Annotated in this window: 12 protein-coding genes; 7 read left to right on the top strand and 5 right to left on the bottom strand. The window is 62.2% G+C overall.

The annotated features are described in order from the left end of the window. Positions 1-53: 53 nt before the first annotated feature. The 3 genes from fbp (at position 54) to Q362_RS0112780 (ending at position 3,527) form a co-directional block, all read left to right on the top strand. The gene (gene fbp / locus Q362_RS0112795) at positions 54-1,070 is read left to right on the top strand and encodes a class 1 fructose-bisphosphatase (protein ID WP_028319013.1); all 1,017 of its coding nucleotides are present in this window, start codon (positions 54-56) and stop codon (positions 1,068-1,070) included. Positions 1,071-1,317: 247 nt separating this feature from the next. Continuing rightward, entirely contained in the window at positions 1,318-3,015 is a 1,698-nt protein-coding gene (gene leuA, locus Q362_RS0112785; protein ID WP_028319012.1) for a 2-isopropylmalate synthase, read from the top strand. A 5-nt stretch (positions 3,016-3,020) separates the two neighbouring features. Further along, the gene (locus tag Q362_RS0112780) at positions 3,021-3,527 is read left to right on the top strand and encodes a CreA family protein (protein ID WP_028319011.1); all 507 of its coding nucleotides are present in this window, start codon (positions 3,021-3,023) and stop codon (positions 3,525-3,527) included. A gap of 16 nt (positions 3,528-3,543) precedes the next feature. Here the strand turns inward: Q362_RS0112780 and Q362_RS0112775 are convergent, their stop codons facing one another. Further along, a complete protein-coding gene (locus Q362_RS0112775) occupies positions 3,544-4,083 on the bottom strand; it encodes a carboxymuconolactone decarboxylase family protein (RefSeq protein WP_028319010.1) in 540 nt (179 codons plus the stop codon). An 80-nt stretch (positions 4,084-4,163) separates the two neighbouring features. Further along, on the bottom strand, positions 4,164-4,778 hold the full coding sequence (locus Q362_RS0112770) for a TetR/AcrR family transcriptional regulator (protein ID WP_245590224.1): 615 nt from the start codon (positions 4,776-4,778) through the stop codon (positions 4,164-4,166). 169 nt (positions 4,779-4,947) lie between these two features. On the opposite strand from Q362_RS0112770, the gene Q362_RS20550 reads away from it, so the two are divergent. Further along, on the top strand, positions 4,948-5,844 hold the full coding sequence (locus Q362_RS20550) for a universal stress protein (protein ID WP_051554264.1): 897 nt from the start codon (positions 4,948-4,950) through the stop codon (positions 5,842-5,844). Further along, positions 5,841-7,958, top strand: a complete 2,118-nt coding sequence (locus Q362_RS0112760) for a SulP family inorganic anion transporter (protein ID WP_028319008.1) — start codon at positions 5,841-5,843, stop codon at positions 7,956-7,958. The genes Q362_RS20550 and Q362_RS0112760 overlap by 4 nt, the downstream gene beginning before the upstream one ends. Positions 7,959-8,015: 57 nt before the next feature. On the opposite strand, the gene Q362_RS0112755 is transcribed toward Q362_RS0112760, so the two are convergent. Beyond that, a complete protein-coding gene (locus Q362_RS0112755; protein WP_028319007.1) occupies positions 8,016-9,656 on the bottom strand; it encodes a fatty acid--CoA ligase in 1,641 nt (546 codons plus the stop codon). A gap of 281 nt (positions 9,657-9,937) precedes the next feature. On the opposite strand from Q362_RS0112755, the gene Q362_RS0112750 reads away from it, so the two are divergent. Together Q362_RS0112750 and Q362_RS0112745 are read left to right on the top strand one after the other, a co-directional pair. Continuing rightward, complete coding sequence (locus Q362_RS0112750) at positions 9,938-11,743, top strand: sulfatase-like hydrolase/transferase (RefSeq protein WP_028319006.1); 1,806 nt, start codon at positions 9,938-9,940, stop codon at positions 11,741-11,743. A 15-nt stretch (positions 11,744-11,758) separates the two neighbouring features. Next, positions 11,759-13,066, top strand: a complete 1,308-nt coding sequence (locus tag Q362_RS0112745) for a helix-turn-helix domain-containing protein (protein ID WP_028319005.1) — start codon at positions 11,759-11,761, stop codon at positions 13,064-13,066. Positions 13,067-13,129: 63 nt separating this feature from the next. Here Q362_RS0112745 and Q362_RS0112740 read toward each other — a convergent pair whose 3' ends face one another. After that, positions 13,130-14,767 (bottom strand): glutamate synthase-related protein, encoded by a 1,638-nt coding sequence (locus Q362_RS0112740; RefSeq protein ID WP_028319032.1) that lies wholly within the window; start codon positions 14,765-14,767, stop codon positions 13,130-13,132. Positions 14,768-15,029: 262 nt separating this feature from the next. Beyond that, positions 15,030-15,743, bottom strand: a complete 714-nt coding sequence (locus Q362_RS0112730; RefSeq protein ID WP_028319004.1) for a GAF domain-containing protein — start codon at positions 15,741-15,743, stop codon at positions 15,030-15,032. Positions 15,744-15,749: the final 6 nt, after the last annotated feature.

Raw genomic sequence — 15,749 nt, 5'->3', positions numbered from 1 at the left:
AAGACGTCTCTCGCCGGCCCGGCCCGGTCGAGGACAGCCAAAGGGAGAACAGCATGCTTGCCAAAAGAAAGGGAATCACCGTCAGCCGGCAGATCATGGACGACCAACGGCTCCATCCGGAGGCCACCGGCGAACTGACCGGCCTGCTCAACGATCTGGTGGTGGCCGGCAAGATCATCAGCGCCGAGGTCAACATGGCCGGTCTGGCCGATATCCTCGGCCAGTCGGGCCGGACCAACATCCAGGGCGAGAACGTGCAGAAGCTCGACGTGTTCGCCAACCAGACCATCAAGCGGCGGATGGAGCAGTGCGGCCACGTCTGCGTCATGGCCTCGGAGGAGGACGACGGCATCATCCCGGTGCTCGACGGCTACGAGGGCAACTACACCATCGCCTTCGATCCGCTCGACGGCTCCTCCAACATCGACGTCAACGTCTCCATCGGCACCATCTTCTCCATCCATCGGCGCCTCAGTCCCTCCGGCCAGGGCGATGTCGGCGATCTGCTGCAAAAGGGCAGCCGGCAGGTGGCGGCCGGCTACATCATCTACGGTTCCTCCACGGTGATGGTCTACACCACCGGTTCCGGGGTGCACGGTTTTACCCTCGATCCGAGCGTCGGCGAATTCTTTCTTTCCCACCCCGACATCAGGATTCCGGAGACTTCGCTCTACTACAGCGTCAACGAGGCCTACGCCAACCACTGGTTCGACTCCACCCGCCGCTTCATCGACTATCTGAAAACGGCCGACGGCGGCAAGGGGGCCTACAGCCTGCGCTATATCGGCTCGCTGGTGGCCGATTTTCACCGGAACCTGATCAAGGGCGGTATTTTTCTCTACACCCGCGACAAGAAAAGCGGCGAAAAATCCGAAGGCAAGCTGCGGCTCCTCTACGAGGCCGCGCCGCTGGCGATGATCGTCGAACAGGCCGGCGGCCGGGCGATCACCGACGACGGCCGGCGCATTCTCGACATCGAACCGGCGAAGCTGCACCAGCGCGTGCCTCTGATCATCGGCGCCAAGCGCGACGTCGATCTGGCGGAAAAATTCCTCCGCGGAGAAATGTGACCGGCGGTCAGATACCGTCTATTTTCCCGCTTGACAAATATGTCCGGGGTTTTACTATGACAGAAATTCAACAGACAGGCCTGAACATGACCCACATCCTCGCTCTCCTTCTTCTCCTGAGCCGACTGCACGGACCAACCGTGGCAGGGGAGGAGGGTGTGTCCTGACGGGCCGCTCACAATCTGAACCCGCAAAGCCACGGTTGAAAAAACCGTGGCTTTTTTTTTGACCGAGACCAGGAGAAAACATGGAGCAGCAAAACTTCAAGAAATATCGTCCCTATCCGCCGGTGCGGCTGACGGACCGCACCTGGCCCGATCAGGTGATCACCAAGGCGCCGGTCTGGTGCAGCGTCGATTTGCGCGACGGCAATCAGGCCCTCATCCAGCCCATGAACCTGGAGGAGAAGCTGGAGATGTTTCAGCTCCTGATCCGGATCGGCTTCAAGGAGATCGAGATCGGCTTCCCCTCGGCCTCGCAGATCGAATACGATTTTCTTCGCCTGCTGATCGACGGCAAGCACATCCCCGGCGATGTGGTGCCCCAGGTGCTGACCCAGGCCCGCGAGCATCTGATCAAAAAATCCTTTGCCGCGCTGCACGGCGCGTGCGAGGCGATCGTCCATCTCTACAATTCCACCTCGACCCTGCAACGGGACGTGGTGTTCAAGAAGGGACGGCGGGAGATCGTCGAGTTGGGCGTGGCCGGAGCGCGGCTGATCCGCGAGCAGGCGGCGCAAACCGAGACCAAGATCCGCTACGAATACTCGCCGGAGAGCTTCACCGGCACCGAACTCGATTTCGCCCTGGAGATCTGCGATGCGATCATGGATATCTGGGAACCGACGCCGGACAACCCGGTGATCATCAACCTGCCGGCCACGGTGGAGATGTCGACCCCGAACATCTATGCCGACCAGATCGAGTGGTTCTGCCGGCACATGAAAAACCGCGACTGCGCGGTGATCAGCCTGCACGCCCACAACGACCGGGGCGAGGCGGTGGCCGCCACCGAGCTGGCCCTGATGGCCGGCGCCGATCGGGTGGAGGGCACCCTGTTCGGCAACGGCGAGCGCACCGGCAACGTCGACATTGTCACCCTGGCACTCAACATGTTCACTCAGGGCGTGGATCCCAAGCTCGATTTCTCGCGGATCAACAAGGTGATCAACGTCTACGAGCGCTGCACCAAACTGAAGGTGCATCCGCGCCATCCTTATGCCGGCGAGCTGGTGTACACCGCCTTTTCCGGTTCGCACCAGGATGCGATCAACAAGGGGATGACCGCCATCGAACTGACCCAGAGCGGTCTGTGGGAGGTGCCCTACCTGCCGATCGACCCGCAGGATGTCGGCCGCACCTACGAATCGATCATCCGGATCAACAGCCAGTCGGGCAAGGGCGGGGTGGCCTACATCATGGACCACGAGTTCGGCTTCAAGCTGCCCAAGGACATGCATCCGGGCTTCGGCCGGGTCATTCAGGAGGTGTCGGACGCCTATGGCGACGAGCTGACCCCGGAGATGGTCTTGCACACCTTCGAGAAGGAATACCTGTTCAACACCAACGGCTATTCCCTGAAATCCTTCAACGTGCTCAAGCGACACTTCGAGAAGGACGAGGAGAGCTCGGTGGCGGAAATCGAGGCGGTGGTGGTGGCCAGGGGCGAGGAACAGACTATCAGCGCTGCGGGCAACGGCCCGCTGGACGCCTTCTGCACCGCCCTGCGTGACGGCCTGGGCCTGCGGTTCGTCCTCCACTCCTACCACGAGCACGCCCTGACCCGCGGCAGTTCCGCCAAGGCGGTGAGCTACATCGAGATTCTCGATCAGGACGACGAAAGCTGGTGGGGTGCCGGCGTGGATACCGACATCATTGTCGCCTCGATCAAGTCGCTGCTCAGCGCCCTGAACCGTTCGGCGGCCAAAACAAAGAAGAAGGAGTAGAAGATATGCGGAACAAACGGCTGGCCGCCCTGGGCTGCGGCGTGCTGCTGCTGGCCGCGACAACCGTTGCCGCCGAGGAGATCGGCGAGGTCAGCACCACCTTCAAGTTTGTCGGCGCCAACGACAAGATTGTGATCGAGGCCTTCGACGACCCGGACATCGGCGGCGCCACCTGCTATGTCAGCCGGGCCAGGACCGGCGGCATCAAGGGGACCTTCGGGGTAGCCGAGGATACCTCGGACGCCTCGATCTCCTGCCGCCAGACCGGGCCGATCACGCTGCCGGAGCGGGTGGCCTCGGGCAAGGACGACGGCAAGGAGGTTTTCAAGAAATCGGCCTCGCTGATCTTCAAGAAGGTCCAGGTGGTGCGCTTCTACGACAAGAAGCGCTCCACCCTGATCTACCTCACCTACAGCGACCGGATCATCGAGGGCTCGCCGAAAAATTCCATCTCCACCATTGCCCTGACCCAGGCGATCCAGGGCGGCGCCGTGGCGGTGCCGGGCAACTGAGCGCCGCCCGTCCGGTTCAGGCGGGATGCCGCTCTCCCGCCTGTTTGCTGAACGCCTCGAACAGGCAGGACATGCCCAGCATGTTGGTCCCCTGGGCGCAGGCGTCGAGGATGTCGCTGTCCCGCCAGCCGAGGGCGCGGAGGCGCTGCACCTCGTCCTCGCCGATCTTCTCCCGGCGCAGCACCCTAGCCACCGTGGCCAGGAGCGCATTTTCGGCCTCGCTGAAAGCTGCCACCTGCCGGCCGGCGGCGAGATCGTCCAAGTCCTCTGCCAACAGCCCGGTCTTGCTCAGCCAGGTTTTGTTGAGATTGACGCAGTGGTCGAAACAGACCTGCTGTGCGGCAAGGAAGCGGATGGCGGCCAGCAGGGGAAAGCTGAGCGCCTCGTGGCGCATGAAGTACGAGATCTGGGCAAAGAAGACCTCGAACAGGCCCGGACTGGTGCTCATCAGCAGCAACGGTGCCGGCACCGGGCTGCGCCTCTGTTTGAAGATGTCGTAGGTTTCTGCCACTGCTCCGGTCGCCTGTTCCGGGGTTTGGTACGCAAGCACAAACATGGGGTTTTCTCCTGGTAGTAGACTGGTCGTCTAGGTTAGGGGTGCATGCCCCATCAGGGGGCACGCGGACGCACGGATCGTTACGTCAACAAAACTGCAAAGGTCATGTGTTGGAAGGTGTCCAGCGGTTCGGGGCCGGCCACGGCCTTCATCCGGATCAGGGCGCCCTGCCAAGCGGAAAGGATGTAGCGCGCCGTGGCCTCGGGTTCGAGGCGCGCGGGCAGTTCGCCCCGTTCCCCGGCCTCCTGCAGCAGCCGGGCGATGAAGCGGGCCAGGCCTTCCAGGGAATGGTTGAGCTTCTCCCGGAAGGCGGGATTGACATCGCCCATCTCTTGGACGAGATTGCCGATGGGGCAGCCCTTGATGAATCCTTCCTGCTCGAAATGGTTGCGGAACCAGAGAAAGAAGTTGGCCAGCCGTTCCAGCGGCGGCTTGTCCATATCCGTGAGGATGGGGCGCACCTGGGCCGCGAACCCGTTCTGGTAGTGGTCCACCAGGGCCAAGCCAAATTCTTCCTTGCTCTTGAAATAAAAATAAAAAGACCCCTTGGGCACGCCGGCCGCCTGGAGGATCTCCTGCAAGCCGGTGGCGGTGAACCCCTTGTGGTGGACGATCCGGCCGCCGCAGGCCAGGATATGTTCGCGGGTGGTCGTTGGCATGGTGGTATAATAGACCGGTCGTCTATAACGTGTCAAGGGGAATGTGGCCTGCGGGAGAAAACCGGGGCGATGGGCCCCGTCACGGTACCGGCGAGATGCGGACCGGCGGTAGGCGGGCGCAGGAGGTGCCGAAGGTTTGCTTGTTTCGCTGGCGCAAGAATGGTAATGATTGACAGAACGTTTCCATCCCATCCGAGGACCAGCCATGGACAACTCTGCCGCCAGCCTGCTCGGCGAGGCCAAAACCCTGCTGCTGGCCACCGATGGTTCCCGTTTCAGCGAGGGGGCCATCCGGGAGGCCATTTTTTTCGGCCGGGCCTGCCGGGCCAAGGTGATCGTCCTGCATGTGGTTTTCACCCAGACCGAATCGATCGGCGCCGCCAATTTTGCCGTCCGGCAGGGCAGGGAAGAACTGGCCCCGCATTTTGACCGCATCCGTACCCTGGCCGATGACAGCGGCGTGGAACTGGAGATCGTGGTGGTCGGCTCCAGCAGGCCGGAGAAAACCCTGGTCGAACAGGCCCGCCTGCGGCAGGCCGATGTCATCCTCATGGGCCGTCGCGGCAAGGTCGGCCGGTGGTCGCGGCTGGTGGGCAAGAGAACCACGGCGGTGATCGCCCAGGGGTTCCCGCGGGTTTTGGTGGTGCCGAAAGAGTGCAGCCTTGCCGGCACGCACATTCTGGTGGCGGTGGACGATTCCCCGAACGGCCGGCGCGCGGCGCAGGAGGCCCTGAGCCTGGGCCGCGCCTGTCCCACGCTCCAGCAAATAACGGTCATGGCCGTGGCGGGGCGCGAGGAGCAGCGCTCCCGGACCGAAGTCCTGGCGGCCGCGATCTGTGCCCAGTCCCTTCGGGAGGAGTTGCCCGTTTCGTGCGAGCCGCTTGTCGAGGTGGGCGATCCGGCCGAGGCCATCCTGCGGGCGGCAGAGGGGCGGCAGGTGGACATGATCCTCCTCGGCGGTCCCGGCAGGAGCGGGCTCGCCAAGCTGCTCAAGGGGCATGTCACCGAGCATGTCATCGGCCAGGCGCACTGCGCTGTCCTGGTGGTGACCGCCCAGGATGACGCATCCGACCAACCCTCTCCTGCCGATCCCGCCCCATGACCAGCAGACTGGTATTGCGCCTCTTTCCGTTTCTCGCCTGGTTTCCCCTTGCGCCGCTGGTCCTGCGCGCCGATCTGATCGCCGGCATCACCGGCGCCCTGGTCCTGGTTCCCAAGGCCATGGCCTATGCGCAACTGTCCGGGCTGCCGCTCCAGTTCGGCCTTTACACCGCCCTGGTCCCGGCGGTCATCGGCGCCCTATGGGGCTCGTCGCGACAACTGGCCACCGGGCCGGTGGCCATCCTTTCCCTGATGACCGCCGCCGCCGTTGCGCCATTGGCCATTCCCGGATCGGAAGAGTATGTCGGTCTGGTGCTGCTGCTCACTCTCATGGTGGGCTGCATTCAATTCGTGCTCGGGCTGGTCAAGCTGGGCAGCGCGGTCAATTTCGTCTCCCATCCGGTGGTCCTCGGGTTCATGAACGCAGCGGCCCTTATCATCGGGCTCTCCCAACTGGATATGCTCCTCGGCATCCCCAAGGGGCGCAGCGATTTTTTCCTGAAGGATGTCTGGGAGATGCTCGGCTATCTTCCCCTGACGCATCTGCCCACCCTGGCGATATCGGTGGTCAGCCTGGTACTGATGGTGGCGGTGCAGAAGGTCCGATTGCTGGCCAAACCCGGCGTTCTGATAGTGGTCGCCGCCACCATCCTGGTTAGCGCCCTCATCGGCTTCGAACATAATGCCACCGGCCGGATCGCGCATGTGGCCACGCCGGAGGCCAGGGAAATGATCGCCGGCTACAACGCCACCGCCCAGCGCATCGCGGAGTTGAACAGCGGTCTTGCCGGCCTTTCGACACGGCTGCGGCAGGCGGAGAAAGAAGACGGCTCCCGCGTGGCGGCTGATCTGCGCTATCGACTGGAACTGCTCGATCTCGACATCAAGGCGGCCGAAAAGGAAGAGCGCAACCGGATGCGGGAGATCCGCAGGCTGTATTTCGTCCGCACCATCCCCGACGAGGGCCATCCTCCCCTGTTGTACCGGATGGGGGCGGCTCCGGCAGGGGTCGAGACCGACGGCCGTCTGTGGCGCATCAAGAAAATCGAGCAGGAGGCGTTGAAGCTGAGCGGCGGCGGCGATGTGGTCGGGGACATTCCCGCCGGCCTGCCCTCGTTCCGGCTGCCCGCCATCAGCCTCGACGGCGTGTTGCAGCTGATGAGCTCGGCCCTGGTCATCGCCCTGGTGGCGTTCATGGAGTCGATTTCCATGGCCAAGGCCATGGCGGGAAAAACCAAGCAGCGTCTCGATCCCAATCAGGAGCTGATCGGGCAGGGCCTAGCCAACATCGGCGGGTCTTTTTTCCAGTCCTATCCGGCCTGCGGTTCCTTCACCGGTTCGGCCGTCAACCTGCAGACCGGGGCGAAAACCGGGCTGGCCATGGTGTTCAACGGCGGGTTCGTCGCCGTGACCCTCCTTTTCCTGACCCCCCTGCTCTACCATCTGCCCCAGGCGGTGCTGGCGGCGAACAACCTCCTGGCGGTCTCGGGGTTGATCACCTTCCAGGCGTTCAAGCACACCTGGAAAGCCAGCCGGGCCGACGGGATCGTGGCCCTGGTGACCTTCACCGTCACCCTCCTGGCCGCGCCCCATCTCGACAAGGGGGTGATCATCGGCGCGCTGCTGGCCATCGGCCATTACCTCTACCGCACCATGGCGCCGCGGGTCGCCATTCTCGGCCGGCACGAGGACGGGACCCTGCGGGATGTCAAATACCACCCCAACTTGGCCACCTCGACCAAGGTGGTGGCCATCCGTTTCGACGGTTCGCTCTACTTCGCCAACATCGCCCATTTCGAGGACGCGGTCCTCGGCGCCATGGCCGATCACCGCGAGGCCACGTTTCTGCTCGTGGTCGGCGACGCCATCAACTCCATCGACTCCTCGGGCGAGGAAATGCTCCACAACCTGGTGAGCCAATTGCATCAGTCGGGGGTGGAGGTGGTCTTCTCCGGATTGAAAAAGCAGGTGCTCGATGTGATGCGGGCGACCGGCCTCTATGGTGTCGTCGGGGAACGGAACATCTTTTCCACCGAGGACCAGGCCCTGGTCGACATCTCCTGCCGGCTTGGCGAGGAGGGGGAGGCCTGCGCCCTGTTCAGACCGAAACAGTGAGGCGGCGGAGCAGGGGCGGAACCCTGTTCCTGCCTCACCCTTTGCGCCGTTCTGCGCCTACCCCAGGTGCTTGACCCGCAGGGTTTTCTTGTCGGTCTTGCCGACGCTGGTCTTGTCGATGGTCTCGACGATCCTGACCTTGAGCAGCATGGCCTGTTTGGAGAGGAGCCCCTTGTCGATGAACTGGGTGATATGGCTCACCAGTTGCCGGGGCGTCGGCGCGGCCGCATCCTTTTTCGGCACGATCAGGGCGAGCGGCCGCTCGCCCCATTTCTTGTCCGTCATGCCGATCACCGCCACCTCGGCCACCGCCGGATGCAGGCCGATCACATCTTCCAGTTCGAGCGAGCTGAGCCATTCGCCGCCGGTCTTGATCACATCCTTGATCCGGTCGGTGATGCTGACGTAGCGCCGCGCGTCGATATTGGCCACGTCGCCGGTGTGGAGAAAGCCGCCCTTCCACAGGTTTTCCGAATTGCGCTGGTCCTTGAGGTAGCCCTGGGTCAGCCAGGGCGCCCGGACCACCACCTCGCCGACCTGCTCGCCGTCGTGGACCACCTCGGCCATCGCTTCGTCCACCAGCCGCAGCTGCACCAGCGGAATCGGCCGGCCGGTCTTGCAGCGCAGGGTCACCTCGTCCTCCTCGCTCAGATCGTCGCGGTCGACATGGGCAATGGTCAGGATCGGGCAGGTCTCGGACATGCCGTAACCGGTGAACACATCGATGCCCCGGTCCAACACTTTCCGGCACATGGCCTTGGTCAGGGCGGAGCCGCCGATCAGCACCTTCCAGCCGGACAGATCGAGTTCCCCGAAACTGGGATGGTTGATCAGCATGTGCATGATGGTGGGCACGCAGTGGGAGAAGGTCGCCCCTTCCCGGGCGACCAGCCGAAGGATCGGACCGGGGGCGTACTTGCCGGGATAGACCTGCTTGACGCCGAGCGAGGTGGCCACATAGGGCATGCCCCAGGCGTGGACATGGAACATGGGGGTCAGGGGCAGGTAGACGTCCCGCTGATGAAACCGTCCCTGGCTCGCCGACGTGCCGAACGCGGCCAGGTTGGCCAGGGTGTGCAGCACCAGTTGCCGGTGGCTGAAATAGACGCCCTTGGGCATGCCGGTGGTGCCGGTGGTGTAGAAGGTGGTGGCCCGGGTGTTTTCGTCGAAATCCTCGAAATTGAAACGGTCGCCGGCCCGGGAAAGCAGGTCTTCGTATTCTCCCGCCAGGGGGAGGAAGGTTTGGGGCGGATTGTCGAGGTCGGTGAGCAGGACAAAGCGCTTGACCGTGTCGATGCGGCCCCTGATCTGCTCGATGATCGGCAGGAATTCGTCGTTGAGCAGGAGATAGTCGTCCTCGGCGTGGTCGATGGTATAGAGGATCTGCTCCGGCGACAGCCGGACGTTGATGGTGTGGAGGACCGCGCCGAGCATCGGCACGGCGAAGAAGCACTCCAGGTAGCGGTGGCTGTCCCAGTCCATCATGGCCACGGTGTCGCCCGGCTTGACCCCGAGTGCGGTGAGGGCGTTGGCCAATCGGTGGACCCGGCGGCGGAAATCCCGGTAGGTGTAGCGCATGTGGTCGCGGTAGACGATCTCCTGGTCGGGGTTGTCGACCACCGGCGCCAGGAACAGATTCTTGATCAGCAGGGGATAGGTGTACGCCGAGGCGGTGCGCTGGATGAGGGAGGCGGTCATGGCAGGTCCTTTTGCAAGACTGGCGGAAAGTACGGCGGACAAATTCGGTGCTCACCATTACTGAACCGGCGAGCGCTTGTCAAACAGGTTTGAGTGGATGGAGCAAAAACGGCGCCAACTACCATGACGTGGCAGCACGGGCGGCAAAATATCTGTTGACGGATTATTTTTCCATTATGATAGTGTTCGCCGTTGATGCACCCGCACCTTCGCGAACAGGTCGGTGCGTGCCGTTGCGCCGGACATCTTTCACTCCACCCGTTTCCCTCTTCGAACATTCCATGGCCGTGATGAATATCGCCGCGGCAATCGCGCGCAAGAACGTGCGGATTGTCGCCAGTACGATCATTTCCCTGCTCTGCAACCGGTACACCGCCTTCATCCTCGGCGTGTACGCCTACTCGCTGACCATCCTCGTCCTGGGCGGTTTGGGCGGCATGTTCGGCGCCATCGAAATCCGGTCGATGTGGCTGTTTCCGCTGGACGAGATCCGGGGCGTGTATCTCAAGAAGGAGTATCTGGAACTGATTTTTCTGGTCTATTTCTATTGTTATTTCAACGCGATCCTGCGCCCGTCCCGCTGGCAGGCGCTGCTGGCGGCGGTGCCCCTGCTTCTGGCCTACCTGGGCCAGGATATCTATTTCCTGATGTACAGCAACGTCTTCCGGGCCTCGGAATTGGCCGAGGTGCCCGAACTGTTCGGGGTGCTGACCTGGCCGTATCTTGTCGCCCTGCTGCTCTTTGTCCTCCTGCCGCTGGGATTCTTTTTCCTGTCGATCAACTATCGCAGGTTCGGGGTCCTGGTGGCGGGGGCCCTGCCGCCGGCCCTGCTGGTCGCGACGACCGCCTTTTTTCCGGAACAGTACGTCAACATTTACCGCAAGGTGGGCGAAGAGATCGTCGACTGGTCCGACCAGGAATCCGTCGAGAACAACGGCCGCTTCATGATGCTGCTCTACCGGGAGGCCGAACGGCATCTCGCCCAGAAAAGGACGGCAACCTTCCGCAACCGGCCGCAATACGAAGAGCAGGTCAGGCAATTCGCCGCCTGGCTCCAGGAGGCCGGCGGCCCCAAACGCAATATCCACCTGGTGGTGATGGAGAGTTTTTTCGATCCCACCCTGTTCAAGGGCGCCTCCTACACCAGGGATCCGCTCCATCCCAGTTTCCGGAAGCTGTTCGGCAACAGGATGGGCTTTTCGCTTTCACCCGTGGTGGGCGGCAAGACGGCCCAGGCGGAATTCGAGGTTCTGTGCGGCGTGCCCGCCTTCGAGGAGATGACCGGCGTGGAGTTCAACAGCTTCACCGGTGCCGCCGCCTACTGTCTTCCCGGCAAGCTGCAACTGGCCGGTTACCGGACCATGGCTTCCAACGCCTATAACCCCAGCTATTTCAACACGCCCAACGCCTACCGGGGCATGGGCTTCGCCAGGATGTTCTTTCCCCGCGAATATACCGGCGGCAACGAAACCTATCTGAGCAAGGGCGACACCACGGGCGAGGGGGAATACATGTTCGACGGCGCCATCTTCTCCCAGAACCTCGAATACGTCGCCTCACAACTGGCGGAAGAGGGCGCGCCGCCGCTCTTCAACTACGTGCTGACCATCTACGGCCATTTCCCGCACCTCATAAACGAGGAAAAAAGGCCGAAGGTGCTGAAGATGCGCTCCAGCTTCAGGGACGAACAGCTCGAGCGGGGGGCGAACCAGATATTCTACCGCACCCAGGCCGTGGCCGACTATGTCAACAGACTGACCGAACTCGACCCCAAGGGCCTGATCATCCTGGTGAGCGACCACCTGCCGCCGGGGCAGCATGGCCGGAGAAGTTTCCAGAAACTGCGCTACCTCGACAACAGCAATGAAAGCATGCACATGAACCGGATATTGATCGTCGAGGAAGGCAAGGTGAAGAAGTACGCCGTCATCCATCATTACGACATCCCGGCCCTGGTGTATAATTTCATCAGCAAGGGGGCCTACTGCAAGGTGAACACCTGCGGCTTCGCCGACAACAAACTGCTCGACGACCGCATGCAGCGGCATGACGACTACATGCGGGTCATGGCGCACGCATCGGAATGAGGAAGGGAGGACGGCATGGAGGCAATGAAGAAAAAACCGGTTTCGTCGGGCATCGCCCAACTCGACAACCTGCTCGGCGACCTCTACATCGGCGACAATGTCCTGTGGTACGAGGATGCCGGCAGCTTCACCGCCGTGTTCTGCATTCACTTCATCCGGGAATCGTTGACCCTGAAGAAACCGACGATTTACGTCAGTTTCGATCGCTCGCCGAAAAACGTGGTCACCTTTCTCGGACCGCTCGCCGAAAGCCAAAACTTCACCATCCTCGACTGCTTCACCAACGGCAAGGGTGATCGTTCCGAGGTCTTCAACAAGTTTTACGAAAAGGACGGGGCCCAGTGGCCCCACCAGGTGATCCGGGTCAACGACCCGGCCCAGCCCGGTCAGGTGGCCGAGGCCATTTACGGCCTGCATGCCAATCTCTCCGGCGACACCCGCTTCATCATCGACAGCCTCACCGGCATGCAGGATCTCTGGGGCGGCGAGGAACAGGTGATGAAATTCTATGCCCGCACCTGTCCCCGGCTGTACGAACTCGATACCATTGCCTACTGGATTGTCGAAAAAGGCGCCCATTCCAGCCGGTTGAAGGCCAATATCAACAAGATCGCCCAGGTGGCCATCGACCTGGCCATCAAGGGCGGCAAGCCGGCGCTCAAGATCCTCAAGGCGGAAAAGCGGAATTCTCGCTTTCTCAACGAGCCGCAATCCTTCAGTTGCACGGGGGCCGAGATCGTGTTCGACCTGCCCAAGCCGCTGCCGGAGCGGTTGGACCTGGGGGGAAAAATCAAGGCGATGCGGAAGAAGCAGGGCCTGAGTCAGAAAGAACTGGCCGAGAAGATCGGGGTGACGCCCAGCAGCATCTCCCAGGTGGAGAAGAATCTCATCTATCCTTCCATCCCGGCCCTGTTTCGTCTGGCCGAGAGCCTCGCCGTCGAGGTGGGCTATTTTTTCGAGGGGGCGCAGGCAGGCAGGCCGGGATGCGTCTTTCGCGCCGGCGAACGGGTGGGGGCCGGTTTCGACGGTCCGGCCAAGGGGCTGGTCGAGGGCAGCCGGCTGTTGCCGCCCGGCATCCGGGACGCGGGCATCGAGCCCTACCTGCTCAGCATCGAGCCGGGCCGGAAAGTGGCCGGGCATTTCTTCACGCACAAGGGCGAGGAAGTGGGCTATGTCCTGGCGGGCGCCCTGGCGCTGTGGGTGAACGGGCAGCGGCAGGAGGCGGCCGCGGGCGACCTGATCTATCTGAAGACGCAGACCCCGGAACAGTGGGAGAACGACGGCGACGCTCCGGCCGAACTGCTCTGGCTGAAGGTCAAATGAATTGTCGTTTCAAGGAAGGGTTGCGGGCGGGTTGCCCCGCCCGCAAATGAAGCGATACTGAACTTAAGCGGCAAGAATCTGCTTGGCGCTTTCATCCCGGGCATCGGTGATGTAGGTGATGCCCGTCTCCTTGGCGGTCTCCCGGTTGCCGGCGAACAGATCGTCGCGGCTGAGCGTGTCGATGCGGAACTTGCGCGCGCCGGCCAGCAACTGCTGCAGGCCGCAGGCCAGCTTGTCGGCCATGGTCCACATGGCGATGGCGCCGTACGGGATGTTCTTCATTTCGTCCTTGCCCACCTTTTTCTCGACATCGTAATAGGAGGCGAAGATCTCTTCCGGCGAACCGCCCATGGCGGCGACGCTGGCCGGCAGTTTGTCCCAGTTGCCGTTGACCCGCTCGCGCCGGTCCGGATGGAGGGCGCCCTCGATGTTGGCGCCGAGAAAGCCGGGAATCATGATGCCGCGGCCCATGCAGATCAGCTTGGTGAACGGAGCGCCCAGGGCGAGGCCCTTGAAGATGGCGTCTTCCAGGGCGAAACCGCCGGCAAAGGAGAGATCGACCACCCGCCTGCCCTGCGCGGCGAGGATGCTCGCGTACTCGTAGGCCTTGGCGTGCAGGTTGATCGACGGCACGCCCCAGCTCTGCATCATGTTCCAGGGGCTCATGCCGGTGCCGCCGCCGGAGCCGTCGATGGTCAGCAGGTCGAGCCTGGCCTCGGTGGCGAACTTGATGGCCATGGCCAGTTCTTCCATGCCGTAGGAACCGGTTTTGAGCGAGATGCGCTTGAAGCCGATCTTGCGCAGGTACTCGACCGACTTCATGAACTCCTCGCGGACCAGCGCCACGGTGTCGAGGTTGGTGCCGCCCAGCCGGCTGTGGCGGGCAAAGGACTTGATCGCCCCCTTTTCGAAGGCCATCTGCACTTCCGGCAGGGTGGGGTCCGGGTCGACGATGTAGCCGCGATTTTTGAGGAACTGGGCATACTTGATGCTGGCGACCTGGATCTCGCCGCCGATGTCCTTGGCGCCCTGGCCCCATTTCAGCTCGACGATGCAGCGGTCGCCGTACTTGCCGACCACGTATTCGGCCACGCCGTTGCGGGCGTCCTCGACGTTCAGCTGGACGATGATCGCCCCGTAGCCGTCATGGTAGCGCAGATAGGTGTCGATGCGCCGGTCCAGTTCCGGGGCCTTGGCGATTTTGCCGTTCTCGATCTCCGAGGCCTTGTCCACGCCGACCACGTTCTCGCCGACCACGATGGGGATGCCGATCAGGGCGCCGCCGACGGCAAAGGAATCCCAGTATTTGGCGGCGATGAAGGTCGAACCCAGGGCGCCGGTCATCAGGGGAAGGCGGGATTTGGTCTTGACCTCGTTGCCGAACTCGGTGGTCAGGTCGACATTGGGGAAAATGCAGTGGTCCGGATCGTTGGACAGTCCTTTGGCCAGGCCGTGCGCCCCGTAGGCGTAGCCCTGGATACGCAGGGAGTTGTAGGAAACCCCCACATGGGTGGTGTTGTTGGCGCCGGCCGTGACCACGCCGAAATCGCGGGGGTAGAGCAGTTTTCTGCCGACAAGGCTCGACTTCCAGGTTTCGCACTGGCCCATGCAGTCGGCGCGACACAGGGTGCACAGTCCGGATTCCGCGGGGTTGCCTCTGTTGGTGGTGCCCAGGACATCGTTGTTTTTTGCAAAACGCATGATTTTCCTCTCCTTATTTTTATAATGAATACGGATTGTTGTAGGTGCAACCGCACATGTCGACAAAAAAAGGCGCCTGTCCCTAGGGGGAGACAGACGCCTTTGTCGTGTCGGAATACGCGAAACACCGTCGGGTACACGCCGTTGTGCACCCGATGTTCAGGTAATTTTTTTATTAAAACTTAATTTGAATGTCAATAAATAAGTTTCAAGCGATTGTTCTTTTGGAGTGCTCCGGCTGGGAAACCGCAGTGCCGCGGCCTTAGTACAACTCGTCGGCGAGCAGAATGGCCTCTGCCACCTCAAGCGTGCTCTTGCGCGAATCCATGCTCCGTTTCCGGATCCATCGGTAGGCCTCGTCGCCGCTCAGCGACTGGCGTTCCATGACGATTTCCTTGGCCCGCTCGATTTTTTTCCGTGCCTTCAGCTCTTCCTGGATGATCTTGGTGTTGATGATCAACTCGGTGTTGCGGATGGCCACCGCCGCCTGGTTGGCCACCACGGTGAGCAGGTTGATGTCGGTGTCGGAAAACTGGTGCGGCGAAGACGTGAAGCAGTTGAGCGCGCCGATGACCTTTTCCTTTTTGCCCTGCAGGGGCACGCCCACCATGGAAACCAAGCCCAGCTTCTTGGCCATGGTCTTTTCCTTGAAAATCTCGCACTGGAGGACATCGGCGATGACCAGGGGCTTCTGGCTGGAAACCACGTGCCCCACCACGCCTTCGTCCAGGTTGAGCGAGCGGTCGATCACGTATTCGGGCTCGATGGCCTGAGTGGCCTTGAGGCGGATTTTCGGCGGCGTGGAACTCTCGTCCACCAGCCACAGGGAGCAGATGTCGACTCCGGTGACCTTGGCGACGACCATGACGATCAGCTTGAAGATATCCTCGAGGAAGAGATCCGAGGTGACTGCCTGGCTGATCTCCATCAAGGCCTTGATGTATTGGTCGTAGCTCTGCTGATGGTGTTCGGGCATGGTGTG

The organism is Desulfobulbus elongatus DSM 2908, from assembly GCF_000621145.1.
In the GTDB taxonomy this organism is placed as follows: Bacteria; Desulfobacterota; Desulfobulbia; order Desulfobulbales; family Desulfobulbaceae; genus Desulfobulbus; species Desulfobulbus elongatus.
Note: the sequence above shows the minus strand (reverse complement) of the source record. Positions and strands in the feature narration are given on the sequence as shown.